At 71.0% G+C, this 12,160-nt stretch carries 11 protein-coding genes; 1 reads left to right on the top strand and 10 read right to left on the bottom strand.

The window, feature by feature from the left end; genetic code table 11:
• Positions 1-174: 174 nt before the first annotated feature.
• The 3 genes from EOINJALH_RS18705 to EOINJALH_RS18695 form a co-directional block, all read right to left on the bottom strand.
• Positions 175-630, bottom strand: coding sequence for a glycine zipper 2TM domain-containing protein (locus EOINJALH_RS18705; RefSeq protein WP_088282843.1), 456 nt, complete (start codon positions 628-630; stop codon positions 175-177).
• Between the two features lie 104 nt (positions 631-734).
• On the bottom strand, positions 735-1,805 hold the full coding sequence (locus EOINJALH_RS18700) for a patatin-like phospholipase family protein (RefSeq protein WP_088282841.1): 1,071 nt from the start codon (positions 1,803-1,805) through the stop codon (positions 735-737).
• 7 nt (positions 1,806-1,812) lie between these two features.
• The gene (locus tag EOINJALH_RS18695; RefSeq protein ID WP_088282839.1) at positions 1,813-4,155 is read right to left on the bottom strand and encodes a Tex family protein; all 2,343 of its coding nucleotides are present in this window, start codon (positions 4,153-4,155) and stop codon (positions 1,813-1,815) included.
• A gap of 267 nt (positions 4,156-4,422) precedes the next feature.
• Between EOINJALH_RS18695 and EOINJALH_RS18690 the strand changes: the two genes are divergently transcribed.
• The gene (locus EOINJALH_RS18690) at positions 4,423-5,682 is read left to right on the top strand and encodes an HDOD domain-containing protein (protein WP_088282837.1); all 1,260 of its coding nucleotides are present in this window, start codon (positions 4,423-4,425) and stop codon (positions 5,680-5,682) included.
• A 203-nt stretch (positions 5,683-5,885) separates the two neighbouring features.
• On the opposite strand, the gene EOINJALH_RS18685 is transcribed toward EOINJALH_RS18690, so the two are convergent.
• From EOINJALH_RS18685 to EOINJALH_RS18655, 7 genes are read right to left on the bottom strand one after another with little or no spacing between them, the layout of a single operon-like run.
• A complete protein-coding gene (locus EOINJALH_RS18685) occupies positions 5,886-6,794 on the bottom strand; it encodes an SDR family oxidoreductase (RefSeq protein WP_088282835.1) in 909 nt (302 codons plus the stop codon).
• Complete coding sequence (locus EOINJALH_RS18680) at positions 6,791-7,723, bottom strand: glutathione S-transferase family protein (protein WP_088282832.1); 933 nt, start codon at positions 7,721-7,723, stop codon at positions 6,791-6,793. The genes EOINJALH_RS18685 and EOINJALH_RS18680 overlap by 4 nt, the downstream gene beginning before the upstream one ends.
• Before the next feature lie 2 nt (positions 7,724-7,725).
• Entirely contained in the window at positions 7,726-9,399 is a 1,674-nt protein-coding gene (locus EOINJALH_RS18675) for an isovaleryl-CoA dehydrogenase (protein WP_088282830.1), read from the bottom strand.
• Positions 9,396-9,845, bottom strand: a complete 450-nt coding sequence (locus EOINJALH_RS18670) for a GNAT family N-acetyltransferase (protein ID WP_088282828.1) — start codon at positions 9,843-9,845, stop codon at positions 9,396-9,398. Before EOINJALH_RS18670 ends, EOINJALH_RS18675 begins: the two co-directional genes overlap by 4 nt.
• A 14-nt stretch (positions 9,846-9,859) precedes the next feature.
• Complete coding sequence (locus tag EOINJALH_RS18665; RefSeq protein ID WP_088282826.1) at positions 9,860-10,882, bottom strand: NADP-dependent oxidoreductase; 1,023 nt, start codon at positions 10,880-10,882, stop codon at positions 9,860-9,862.
• Positions 10,879-11,358 carry a PaaI family thioesterase gene (locus tag EOINJALH_RS18660; RefSeq protein ID WP_088282824.1) on the bottom strand — a complete coding sequence of 160 codons (480 nt, stop codon included), beginning with the start codon at positions 11,356-11,358 and terminating at the stop codon, positions 10,879-10,881. The genes EOINJALH_RS18665 and EOINJALH_RS18660 overlap by 4 nt, the downstream gene beginning before the upstream one ends.
• A 5-nt stretch (positions 11,359-11,363) precedes the next feature.
• Positions 11,364-12,155: an SDR family oxidoreductase gene (locus EOINJALH_RS18655; RefSeq protein ID WP_088282822.1), complete on the bottom strand. Its 792-nt coding sequence runs from the start codon at positions 12,153-12,155 to the stop codon at positions 11,364-11,366.
• Positions 12,156-12,160: the final 5 nt, after the last annotated feature.

The following is a 12,160-nucleotide window of genomic DNA, read 5'->3' as shown; positions in this document are numbered from 1 at the left end:
AAGCGCGGTGACAACCGCGCTTTGAGTGTGTTCGACGAAGGGAAAGTGGCGAACAGGCGTGACAGCGCGGCCGACTAGGGGTCGGTGGCGAACAACGTAGTTCGCGGTGTCAGAACCATGATGCCTTTCTCGCCCTTGTGGATTGAGGATGGCGGGATTCTATGCCACGCCGATTCACATGCGGGCGATCTGGTGGCCTTCGACCCGCACCCGGTCACCCACGCGCAGGTCGCCGGCCTGGGCGTAGTCGAAGCTGCGTTGACCGCCCCCGTCGAGTTGCACCGAGATGCGCACCCCCGCCCGCTGGCCGTTGTGCTGCTTCTCGATCTGGTTGCCCAGCAGCACGCCTGCGACGGCGCCGATGAAGGTGCCCATCGCGCGCCCTTCGCTGCTGCCGCCGAACTGGCGGCCGATGACGGCACCGGCCACACCGCCGGCCAGCGCGCCGCCCCCCGACACCTGCTCGTCGGCACGGAAACGCTCGATGGCGCTGACCACCCCATACTCCACCGCGGCAGGGCGAGACGACGAGTACACCGGAGGCCGGTCGTTGATGGGTTGGACCTGAGCACAGGCGCCCAGCAGGGCGACCGCGGCGATCAGGGCCACACGGGATGCGATGTTCTTCATGGCTGGTCCTCCGACCGATGCGGCACCGGGCCTACCCCGGCACCTCGACCCGTCAACGCACGACGGCCGTCCTCGGTTGATGCCGGCCAACGCAAAGAAAGGTTTCAGGGCAGCGGTTGCGCGTCGATCGACGGGCGCTGCACCAGCGCAGCGAACTCGTCGGCGAGTTCCTGGCTGCGCTGGACCGCCCCGCCCCAGGCCGCGACCCGGCTGGCCAGGTCATCGCCGAAGGCCTTGAAGTCCGACCGGTCGGGCAGCTTGCCGCCGGGCAGCGTGCGCACCCAGTCGGGGTGCGGCGCCAGCAGCACCACGTTGTCGAGCGCCGCGGTGGCCCGGTGTCGGCGGGTCAGCGACTTGTCGAGCCAGCCGGGCACCAGCCGGGGCTGGAAGTGCGGGTACAGCACCAGGCCGTCGGTCATCGCCGCATAGCCGAGGTGGAGGTGATAGTCGGTGATGCCACCGTCCCAGTGCGCCCCGGGCAGCGAGCCGGGCAGGTCGTGCACCGCCTGCAGCCAGAACGGGATCGAGCAACTGGCCAGCACGGCGGGCACCAGGTTCGACGCCGACAGGGCCACGCGCTGGGTGTGGAAATCGGTCAGCGGGAACGGCAGTTCGTCGCGCGCATCGGACACGACCACGCGCTCCAGCCAGCGGCCCAGGCCCTGTCGCCCGAGCAGGTTCGCCGCGAAGGCCGCCGCATAACCCGCCGGCGTGCGCCAGCGGCCCTCGCGGCGCAGCAGGCCGCGGCCGGCGCTGGTGAACAGGTGCAGCCGGAAGCGCGGGTGGCCCAGTACCTCGGCCTCGCGGCCGTCGAAGCAGCGGTGCAATTGGGCACCCAGCACCTCGCTTACATGGCGCGCCTCGGGCTGCCGCCCCGGGGCATGGTCGTAGTGCTGATGCACATAGTCGTCGGCCATGCGGGCCAGCGCAGCGTCGGGGTCGGCCAGCGCGGCACTGGCCATGCGCCACGCGCCGATCGACGCGCCGAGCAGGTGCACGGTGTGCGTGCTGCCGGCCAGCCACTGGCCGAAGATGAAGCGGTCCAGCGGGTTCAGCACCAGGCCCTTCGGCCCGCCGGCCGCCGCCGGGATGACGCGCACGTCGGCCGGCCGCAGTCCGCGCTCCCGCAGCCAGAGCCTGGCGCGCGGACCGGCGAAGACCTGCAGCGCCTTCAACGCAAGGTCAGCGCTTGGGCGTGAGCTTGGCGAAGGCCGCCGCCATCGCGCCCTGCGCCGACGGCTGCGCCGCGGGGCCACGCGGCCCGCCGTGGCGCTGTTCGCGCCCGGCCGGCTTGAAGGCGTTGTCGCCCTTGCCCGCCCCACCCGGCCGCGGCGGCTGGGCGTCGAGCTTCATCGTCAGCGCGATGCGCTTGCGCGCCAGGTCGACCTCCAGGACCTTGACCTTGACGATGTCACCGGTCTTGACCACCTCGCGGGCGTCGTTGACGAACTTGTGCGCCAGCTGGCTCACGTGCACCAGCCCGTCCTGGTGCACGCCCAGGTCGACGAAGGCGCCGAACTGCGCCACGTTGCTCACCGTGCCCTCGAGCACCATGCCGGGCTGCAGGTCCTTCAGGTCCTCGACGCCGTCGTTGAAGCGCGCCACCTTGAAGTCGGGGCGCGGGTCGCGGCCGGGCTTTTCGAGCTCGGCGAAGATGTCCTTCACCGTGATGGCGCCGAAGCGCTCGTCGGCGAAGGCCCCCGGGTCGAGCGTGCGGATCACGTCGGACCGGCCGATCAGGTCGGACACCGGCCGCTGCAGCTTCTCGACCACGCGCTGCACCACCGGGTAGGTCTCGGGGTGCACGCCGCTGAAGTCGAGCGGGTTGTCGCCGCCGCGGATGCGCAGGAAGCCCGCGGATTGCTCGAAGGTCTTGGGGCCCAGGCCGGCCACGTCGAGCAGCTGCTGCCGGCTGCGGAAGGCACCGTGGGCGTCGCGCCAACGCACGATCGACGCAGCCACCGCCGCACTCAGCCCCGACACGCGCGACAGCAGCGGCGCCGACGCGGTGTTCAGGTCGACGCCGACCTTGTTGACGCAGTCTTCCACCACCGTGCCCAGCGTGCGCGCCAGCTCGGACTGGTTGACGTCGTGCTGGTACTGGCCGACGCCGATGCTCTTGGGGTCGATCTTCACCAGCTCGGCCAGCGGGTCTTGCAGGCGGCGGGCGATCGACACCGCGCCGCGCAGGCTCACGTCCAGGTCGGGCAGTTCCTTGCTCGCAAACTCGCTGGCCGAGTACACCGAGGCGCCGGCCTCGCTGACCACCACCTTGTCGATGACGCGGTCGGGCGCGATGGCCGCGAGGCGCTTGACGAGGTCGCCCGCCAGCTTGTCGGTCTCGCGGCTGGCGGTGCCGTTGCCGATGGCGATCAGGTTGACGCCATGCTCGGCGCACAGGCGGCCCAGGGTGTGCAGCGAGCCTTCCCAGTCGCAGCGCGGCTCGTGCGGGTAGACGGTGGACGTGGCCAGCACCTTGCCGGTGTCGCTGACCACCGCCACCTTCACGCCGGTGCGGATGCCGGGGTCCAGGCCCATCACCACCCGCTTGCCGGCCGGCGCGGCCAGCAGCAGGTCGCGCAGGTTCTCTGCAAAGACCTTGATGGCCGTGGCCTCGGCCGACTCGCGCAGGCGGGTGAACAGGTCGCGCTCCAGACTCAGCGAGAGCTTGACCTTCCAGGTCCAGGCCACGGTCTTGCGGATCAGCTCGTCGGCCGGGCGCCTGGCATGGCCCCAGCCCAGGTGCACCGCGATGCGGCCCTCGGCCAGCGTGGGTTGCCCCGGCACGAGTTCTTCGTCGACCACCAGCTTGGCGTCCAGGATCTCGAGCGAGCGGCCGCGGAACACCGCCAGCGCGCGATGCGAGGGCACGGTGCGGATCGGTTCGAGGTAGTCGTGGTAGTCGCGGAACTTGGCCTGGTCGGCGTGGTCGGGGTCCTTGCCGTCGGCGATGCGCGACTGGAACATGCCCTCGTCCCAGAGCCAGGTGCGCAACTTGCCGACGAGCGCGGCGTCCTCGGCCCAGCGCTCGGACAGCAGGTCGCGCACGCCGTCGCACACCGCGTGCACGTCGCCGAATCCGGCCTCCGGGTTGAGGAAGCCCGTGGCTTCGACCAGCGGGTCGAGCGTCGGGTCGGCAAACAGCCGGTCGGCCAGCGGCTCCAGCCCGGCCTCGCGGGCGATCATGCCCTTGGTGCGGCGCTTCACCTTGTAGGGCAGGTACAGGTCTTCCAGCTCCTGCTTGGTGGGCGCGGCCTCGATGGCCGCACGCAGTTCGGGCGTCAGCTTGCCCTGCTCGTCGATGCTGCGCAGCACGGCGGCGCGGCGGTCCTCCAGCTCGCGCAGGTAGCCCAGGCGGGCCTCGAGCTCACGCAGCTGGATGTCGTCCAGGCCTTCGGTGGCCTCCTTGCGGTAGCGGGCGATGAACGGCACCGTGGCGCCGCCATCGAGCAGTTCGACCGCGGCAGCCACCTGGCGCGGGGCCGCCTTGAGTTCGGCGGCGATTTGCAGAAGGATCTTGTCCAAGGCGCAGGGACCGGCGGCGGGGCCGGCCAGGGAAAGCGCGCGAGTTTGCCACAGGGGTGCGCGACGCCACGCTGTGCCAGCTTCACGGTGCCGCGCAGGGGAAATGTCCGATCGGCCTCAAGCCGGCGCTGTAGCGGCCGACATCGTGACAAGGGCCGCGGCAGGACGCCTCGGCCGGCCCGGTTCGTGCTCACGACAAGGCATTGCACGGCCTGACGCGAAGGCGCCCATCCATGGTGCGCGCGGTTGAACCCCTGGAGCTGCGTGATGCTGCAACTGCAATCCCTGATTGGCCGGTGGTTTGGCGCCAAGCCGGTGCCCCGCCGGGCGCCGACGGTGGCGGCGATGCCGTCTGCGCCGCCGGTGGTGCGCCCCGATCCATCGGCGCAGAGCACCGTGGTGGGTGCGCGCCGGCCGCTCGTGAACCCGGAAGGTGCGGTCGCCGGCTTCGAGTTCCACCTCGGCCAGGCGATCGTCAACCGGCTGCAGGTGCGCGGCGAAGACCTGGCCATCCGCGCCCATGTGCACGTGCTGCTGGCCGCGATGCGCCGCTGCGCGCAAGGTGGGCACTTTGCGTATGCCGAGCTGCCGGCCTCGTGGTTGCCGCTGGTGTCGCCCGACGGACCGGCCCAGGGCCTGCAACTGGCCCTGGGCGCAGTGGCCACGCGCGAGGAAGCCTCGGCCATGGTCGCGTCCGTCACGGCGTGGCGCAAGGCCGGGGCACGCATCGGCTGGCGCGAGGACGAACCTCCTGTGGCCGGGCTGGCGCCCGACTTCATCCTCAGCCACATCACCGTGCCGCGCCACGGCGTGGCCTGGGTGGCGCCTGACCTGGACGATGTCGACGGCCTCGAGGCGGCCCTGCGGTCGGGCGCGCTGTGGGCCGGCAGCGCGGTGCGGATCGGGACCGAACCGCGCGAGCTGCGGGCCTTGCCGCCACAGGCACGCCGGTTGATGCAGTTGCTGAACCGGCTGGTGCGCGACGACGACACGGCGGCCGTGGTGAACGAGATCAAGCAGGATGCGGCGCTGAGCGTGCGCCTGCTTCAGCACCTGAACAGCCCGGGCGTGTCACGCGGGCACGCCCTGGCGTCGATCGAACAGGCGGTCGCCGTGCTGGGGCGCGACGCGCTGTACCACTGGGTGTCGGGCCTGCTGGTGCGCATGTCGCCGCCGCGCCCGGCGGCCGCCACGCTGCAGGCGCTGGCCATCGCCCGCGCGCGCCTGCTCGAATCCTTCGGCCGCGCCGCCGGCGAACCCACGCCCGGCAGCCTGTACCTGATGGGGCTGGGGTCGGTGCTGCCGCTGCTGATGCAGATCAGCCTGGCCGACGCGCTGACCTCGCTGCACCTGCCAGGCGACGCCGAGCGCGCCTTGCTGCAGCGCGACGGGCCATGGGCGGGCTACCTGGGGCTGGTCGAATCGCTGGAAGAACCCGACCTGCCGGCCGCGCGGCTGCTGGCCGAGCCGATGGGCGGCCTCGATGCGGTGATGGCGATGTCGGCCCGGGCCTGGCTGCCGCCCTGATCTCGCGCAGGCCGCCGAAAGGAGCCGCTCCGATCGTGCCCTAGTGCAGTGTTCGATGCTGTGCAGCACTTAAGAAGACCGATGGATTTGTCGTCCTGGCTAGGCGCAAACCACAGCGATGCCCAGTGGCATCGCGAGGATTTGCAACAACGCCGGGGCGGCAAAGACGCGGTCTTATGTGCTGCACAGTGTCGAACACTGCACTATGCCCCGCGCAGCGCCTGGCGCAACTGCACGCCGAGCTCGGGCTTGTCGGCGAAGGGGTCGGTCGGGTTGCGCACCTGCATGATGTCTTCGAGCCGCGTCTGCACCGCCGCCAGCGCCTTCGGGTGGCTGTAGATGTAGAAGCTGTTGCTGCGCATCGCGGCAAACACGTTGCCCGCCACCTCGGCCGCGGTGACACGGCCGCTGGTGACGGCCTTGTCGCTCATGGCCTGCGCGATCAGCTGGCTGCGGGTGGGCCGCGCGGCCGCGTCCTTCATGGCCTCGGGCCGGTTGCGGTGGCTGGCGTGGATGCCGGTGGGCACGAAGTAGGGGCACAGCACATGGGCATGCACCTGTTCGGTCACCAGCGACAGGTCCTGGTACAGCGTCTCGCTCAGCGACACCACCGCGTGCTTGCTGACGTTGTAGACCCCCATGTTGGGGGGATTCAGCAGCCCGGCCATCGACGCGGTGTTGACGATGTGGCCCTGGTACGACGGGTCGGCCGCGGCGGCCTCCAGCATCATCGGCGTGAACACGCGCACGCCGTGCACCACGCCCCACAGATTGACGCCGAGCACCCACTGCCAATCCTTCAGGCTGTGCTCCCAGATCAGGCCGCCGGAACCGACGCCGGCGTTGTTGAACACGAAGTGCGGCACGCCGAAGCGCTCGCGGGTGGCCGTGCCCAGCGCCTCGACCTCGTCGGGCTGCGACACGTCCACGTGCAGGGGCAGCACCTCGGCGCCAATCGCCCGCACCTCGTCGGCGGACAGCGCCAGCGCGTCGTGCTGCACGTCGGCCATCACGACGTTCATGCCCTCGCGGGCGGCGATGCGCGAGCACTCGAGGCCGAAGCCCGACGCGGCGCCGGTGATGACCGCGGTGCGGCCCTTGAAGCTGGTCATTGCGGGGTCTCCTTCTTGATCTGAAAGCCGATGCGCGGGAAGTGCACGTGCACCGTGCCCGCGCGCTCGTCGCTGCGGCGCAGCACCACCTCGTCGGCCGACAGGCCGACCAGCGTGCCGGCCACCGGGTCAGTGCCGTAGTCGATCGCGTTCACCACCACCGCCTGCCCGGCGTCGAAGCCGAGGTCGGCCCCCACCGCCGTGGCGGCATGGCCTGCGGCGGCGGCCGACACCGCCAGCGCCTCGGTGCTGGACATCGGCGACGACAGGTGGTGGCCGATGGCGAGCATGCGGTCGAGCCAGGCGCCCAGCGCGGCATGCGGCGCCAACACCTGCGCCATCGGCCCGGCCAGGCGGATGAACCACAGCGCGTGGGCCACCGAGAAGTCGGCCACGCAGGGCGCGGCGCCGAGCAGCCAGGGCCCGCCCGCCGCCAGCTGCGCATCGAGCGCGGCGAGGTGCGTGCGAAGCTGCACGGTGGCGTCGGCCAGGGTCATGCGCCGCATCGTGCCGGCGAAGGCCGCGCGGTCGATGGCGAAGGCCTTCATCACCTCGGGCGTGGCCTGCGCGCCCAGGATGGCCGCCGCGCCCGCCGGCTGCATGGCCCAGGTGACGGCACACCAGAACAGCACGCTGTCGGCCCACTGCGCCAGCGGCCCGCTGAGCGGTGCCGAGGCCGGGCACAGCGTCGGCTGCGGCGCCAGCGCCTCGAGCACCCGGGCGATCAATGCGGTGTCACAGTAAACGTCGGCACCCACCTGCAGCAGCGGCGTCTTGCGGTAGCCGCCGGTCAGCGCCACGACGTCGGGCTTGGGCATGACGGTGGGGATGAAGATCGACCGCCACGGCAGGCGCTTGAAGCCGAGCATCAGCCGCACCTTCTCGGCGAACGGGGAGTTCGGGTAATGGTGCAGGATCAAATCGGCCATCGTCAGGCTCCGGGTTGAAGTTGGGCGCGGTCGATCAGCGCGGTGAGATCACAGCCTGCCGGCAAGGCGCCGAAGACATCGCTTCGGTCGTCCAGGCGCGAGGCGCAGAAGGCGGCGAACACCGCGTCGGTGGCATGCTGCCGCAGCAGTGCGGCCTGCAGCACCAGTGCGGTGTCGCGGGCCAGGCGGCGGGCCTGCGCCTCGTCGGTGGCGCCGCCGGGGTAACAGTCCAGCCCGTGCAGCACACGGGCCAGCATGGCATCGAGCGCCGGGTGGGCGCCCTGGGCCGGCGCCATCTCGTGCGCCAGCGCGTCGGCCACCGGGCCGGTGCGCAGCGCGCGAAGCAGGTCCAGCGCCATGATGTTGCCGGCGCCTTCCCAGATCGAGTTGAGCGGCATCTCGCGGTAGATGCGGGCCATCACGCCCTCGCCCGCCTCCTCGACATAGCCGTTGCCGCCCAGGCATTCCATCGCCTCCTGCGCGAAGGCGCTGCCGCGCTTGCAGACCCAGAACTTGGCGATCGGCGTGAGCACGCGGCGGATCAGCGCCTCGTGGCCGCTCGGGTCCTGCCCGTTCTCGCTGCGGTCGACCGCGCGGGCCAGCCGCAGCGCCAGCGCGGTGGCGGCCTCGCTCTCGAGTGCCAGGTCGGCCAGCACGTTGCGCATCATCGGCTGCTCGATCAGGCGCTTGCCGAAGGCCTGGCGCTGCGCCGTGTGGTGCAGCGCCAGCGACAGCGCCTGTCGCATCAGCCCGGCGGTGCCCAGCGCACAGTCCAGGCGCGTGATCGCGCCCATCGCCAGGATCTGCGGCACGCCGCGGCCTTCGTCACCGACCAGCCAGGCCTCGGCGCCGTGGAACTCGACCTCCGAGCTGGCATTGGCGTGGTTGCCCAGCTTGTGCTTGAGGCGCTGGATGTGCAGCGCGTTGAGCGTGCCGTCGGGCCGCCAGCGCGGCAGGAACAGGCAGCTCAGGCCGCTGCCGGTCTGTGCCAGCACCAGGAAGGCGTCGCACATCGGCGCCGAGAAGAACCACTTGTGGCCGGTGACGCGATAGCGCCGTCCCCACGCGTCCTGCCCGTCGGGCTCGGCGCGGGTGGTGTTGGCGCGCACGTCCGAGCCGCCCTGCTTCTCGGTCATGCCCATGCCCATGGTCAGGCCGGCCTTCTGGCCGAAGGGCAGGACGCGCTCGTCGTAGCGCGCACTGGCCAGGCCGGGGCCCCAGTCGGCGGTGATCGCGGCATTGGCGCGCAAGGCCGGTGTCACCGCGTAGGTCATCGAGATCGGACACAGGATCGACGGCTCGGCCTCGGTGAACAGCATGAACGCAGCGGCGCGGTCGAGGTGCCCGCCCGGCCCCGCCGTCCACGGCGTGCCGTGCAGGCCCAGGCGCATGGCCGAGGCCATCAGCGCATGGTAGCTGGGGTGGAACTCGACCTCGTCGATGCGGTGGCCGAAGCGGTCGTGGCTGCGCAACTGCGGCTGGAAGGTGTTGGCCAGCCGCGCATGCTGCTGCATCGCCGCCGAGCCCATCTCGGCGCCGATGGCCGCGAAGCGCGCCTCGTCGACCGCCGGGTGGTTGAAGCGCAGCGCATCGCACAGCGCCCGGTTGCCGGTGTACAGGTTGGCGCCGACGAGCGGCGTGCTCTGGTTCAGCACCTCATGGGTGATGATGCTCATGGCTGCCTCCACATCTGCACATGGGGGATGTCGTCTTCGAGATAACCGTCCCCCACGGTGACGAAGCCGTGCCGGCCGCAATAGCCCTGCAGGTGCGCCTGCGCGCTGATGCGGATGCCCTGCCCCGGCCAGGCCTGGACGCAGCGCGCGACGCCCTCGGCCACCAGCGCATGGCCGGCACCGCTGCCGCGCAGTGCCTTGTCGACCACCACGCGGCCGATCGACGGCTCGTCGTACTTGGCGCCAGGGTCGACCACGCGCAGGTAGGCGCGCAACTCGCCCTCGCCGTCGCGGCCCAGCAGGTGCCAGGCCTGGCGGTCGAGGCCGTCGGGGTCGAGGTACGGCCCCTGCTCGAGGATAAAGACCTTGGCGCGCAAGGCCAGCATGTCGTAGACACCATCCACGCCGAGTTCGGCGAAGCGCTGCCAGGTCCAGGCCAGGTCCATGCGCCGGCCGCCGCTCAGATCAGCTTGACGAGTTGCTTGCCGAAGTTGCGACCCTTCAGCAGCCCCAGGAAGGCCTCGGGCGCAGCCTCGATGCCCTCGGCCACGGTCTCCCGGTATTTCAGCCGGCCGGTGGCCACCATGGTGCCCAGTTCCTTCAGCGCCTCGGGCCAGTCGGCCATGTGCTCGCTGACGATGAAGCCCTCGATGCGCATGCGGTTGACCAGGATGAGCTGCGGCGCCGACATCGGGATCGGCTGGCCGTTGTAGCCGCTGATCATCCCGCACATGGCGATGCGCGAGAACGCATTGGCGCGCAGCATCACCGCATCGAGGATCATTCCGCCGACGTTCTCGAAGTAGCCGTCGACGCCATTGGGCGCAGCCGCCTTCAGCGCGGCCGACAGCGCCCTCACGTCGGGGTGCTGCTTGTAGTCGATGCAGTCGTCGAAGCCGAGCTCGTCGACGACATAGCGGCACTTGTCGGCGCCGCCGGCAAAGCCCACGACGCGCGCACCGCGCGCCTTGGCCAGCTGGCCCACCACGCCGCCGACCGCACCGCTGGCGGCGCTGACCACCACCGTCTCGCCGGCCTTGGGCGCGATGATGCGCACCAGGCCATACCAGGCCGTGACGCCGGGCATGCCCACCGCGCCCAGGTAGGCCGACAGCGGGATGTGGGTGGTGTCCACCTTCTGCAGCACGCCGCGCTGGTGGCCGTCGACCAGCAGGTAGTGCTGCCAGCCGCCCATGCCGACGACCTTGTCGCCGACCGCGAAGTTGGGGTTGCGCGACGCCACGACCTCGCCGACCGTGCCGCCGATCATCACCTGGTCCAGCGGCTGCGGTTGCGCGTAGCTCTTGCCGTCGTTCATGCGGCCGCGCATGTACGGGTCCAGGCTCAGGTAGTGGTTGCGCACCAGCACCTGGCCCTCGGCCGGCTCGGCCACCGGCGCCTCGACCAGCCGGAAGTTGTCGGCGCTGGGTTCGGCCTGCGGGCGCGAGGCCAGCACGATCTGCTTGTTGACGAGTGGGCTCATGTCGGATCCTCGGGGGTGTCGGTGGGTGAATTCGGTGTCGGGGTGAGAGATGGGTCAGTGACGCGGCCGCGCGCCGGCAAGCCGCGCAGGTACTTGAAGGTGCCGGTGGCCGTGGCGCACAGCGCGCCGCGGTCGTCGAACAGCGAACCTTCGCAGAAGGCCAGTGTCGCGGTGCGGTGCTGCAACTTGCCGAGGGCGCGCAATTGCCCCTCCGCCGGGCGCATGAAGCTGGTCTTCATCTCGACGGTGGCCACCGCCGTGCCCCCGGGATGGCCGCTGCGCGCGGCGATGGCCATGGCCACGTCGAGCATGGTCATCACCACGCCGCCATGCGCCACGTCCCAGGTGTTGTGGTGGCGGTCGGTGAGCGTGACGCGCAGTTCGGCCCCGCCGTCGCCCATGGCCACCAGTTCGAGGCCCAGCGATTCGACGAAGGGCACCCGCATCGGAAATTCGAGCTTGGGGCGGCGCGTCATCCGGCTCAGCCCCCGGTGACGCAGGAAACACCGCCGTCGACGGCCAGCACCTGGCCGGTGATGTGCTTGCCGGCCTGCGACGCGAACAGCAGCGTGGCGCCCTTCAGGTCGTCGTCGTCACCCAGGCGCCGCAGCGGCGCATGCGCGGCCAGCGTTTCCTCGCCCACGCGCTCGAGCGTGCCGCGGGTCATCTTGCTGGGAAAGAAGCCCGGCGCGATGGCATTGACGGTGATGCCGTGCTCGCCCCACTCGGCCGCCAGCGCCCGCGTGAAGTTGACGACCGCACCTTTGCTGGTGTTGTAGGCGATGGTCTCCATGCCCGCCGGGTTGCCGCCCAGCCCGGCGATCGAGGCCAGGTTGATGATGCGGCCATGGCGGCGCGGGATCATGCTCATGCGGCCGATGGCCTGGCTGAACACGAAAAGGCTGCGGATGTTGAGGTTCATCACCTTGTCCCAGGCCTCCAGCGGATGCTCCTCGGCCGGCGCCCCCCAGGCGGCCCCGGCGTTGTTGACGAGGATGTCGACCGGGCCCATGCGCTCCAGCGTCTCGGCGCACACCTTCTGCGCCTGCGCCGGGTCGCTGGCATCGGCGGCCACCCAGCGCGCGTCGATGCCCTTCTGCGACAGCAGCGCCACGGCCTCTTCCAGGTCGGCGGCCTTGCGCGAGGTGAGCATCAGCCGCGCGCCGGCCTCGCCCAGCGCCTCGGCCATCTGCAGGCCCAGGCCGCGCGAGCCGCCGGTGACGAGGGCCGTGCGGCCGGTGAGGTCGAACAATTGCCGGACATTCGTGCTCATGGGCT

The organism is Ideonella sp. A 288, assembly GCF_002198735.1.
Classification (GTDB): Bacteria; Pseudomonadota; Gammaproteobacteria; order Burkholderiales; family Burkholderiaceae_C; genus Pseudaquabacterium.
The sequence above is the reverse complement of the archived record's forward strand: the minus strand, read 5'-3'. Positions and strand labels throughout refer to the sequence as shown.

What these genes read in the sequence shown, in the direction of transcription:
- EOINJALH_RS18705 (WP_088282843.1), bottom strand. Translation starts at nt 630, where the DNA reads ATGAAGAACATCGCATCCCGTGTGGCCCTGATCGCCGCGGTCGCCCTG.
- EOINJALH_RS18690 (WP_088282837.1), top strand. Translation starts at nt 4,423, where the DNA reads ATGCTGCAACTGCAATCCCTGATTGGCCGGTGGTTTGGCGCCAAGCCG.
- EOINJALH_RS18685 (WP_088282835.1), bottom strand. Translation starts at nt 6,794, where the DNA reads ATGACCAGCTTCAAGGGCCGCACCGCGGTCATCACCGGCGCCGCGTCG.
- EOINJALH_RS18680 (WP_088282832.1), bottom strand. Translation starts at nt 7,723, where the DNA reads ATGGCCGATTTGATCCTGCACCATTACCCGAACTCCCCGTTCGCCGAG.
- EOINJALH_RS18675 (WP_088282830.1), bottom strand. Translation starts at nt 9,399, where the DNA reads ATGAGCATCATCACCCATGAGGTGCTGAACCAGAGCACGCCGCTCGTC.
- EOINJALH_RS18670 (WP_088282828.1), bottom strand. Translation starts at nt 9,845, where the DNA reads ATGGACCTGGCCTGGACCTGGCAGCGCTTCGCCGAACTCGGCGTGGAT.
- EOINJALH_RS18665 (WP_088282826.1), bottom strand. Translation starts at nt 10,882, where the DNA reads ATGAGCCCACTCGTCAACAAGCAGATCGTGCTGGCCTCGCGCCCGCAG.
- EOINJALH_RS18660 (WP_088282824.1), bottom strand. Translation starts at nt 11,358, where the DNA reads ATGACGCGCCGCCCCAAGCTCGAATTTCCGATGCGGGTGCCCTTCGTC.
- EOINJALH_RS18655 (WP_088282822.1), bottom strand. Translation starts at nt 12,155, where the DNA reads ATGAGCACGAATGTCCGGCAATTGTTCGACCTCACCGGCCGCACGGCC.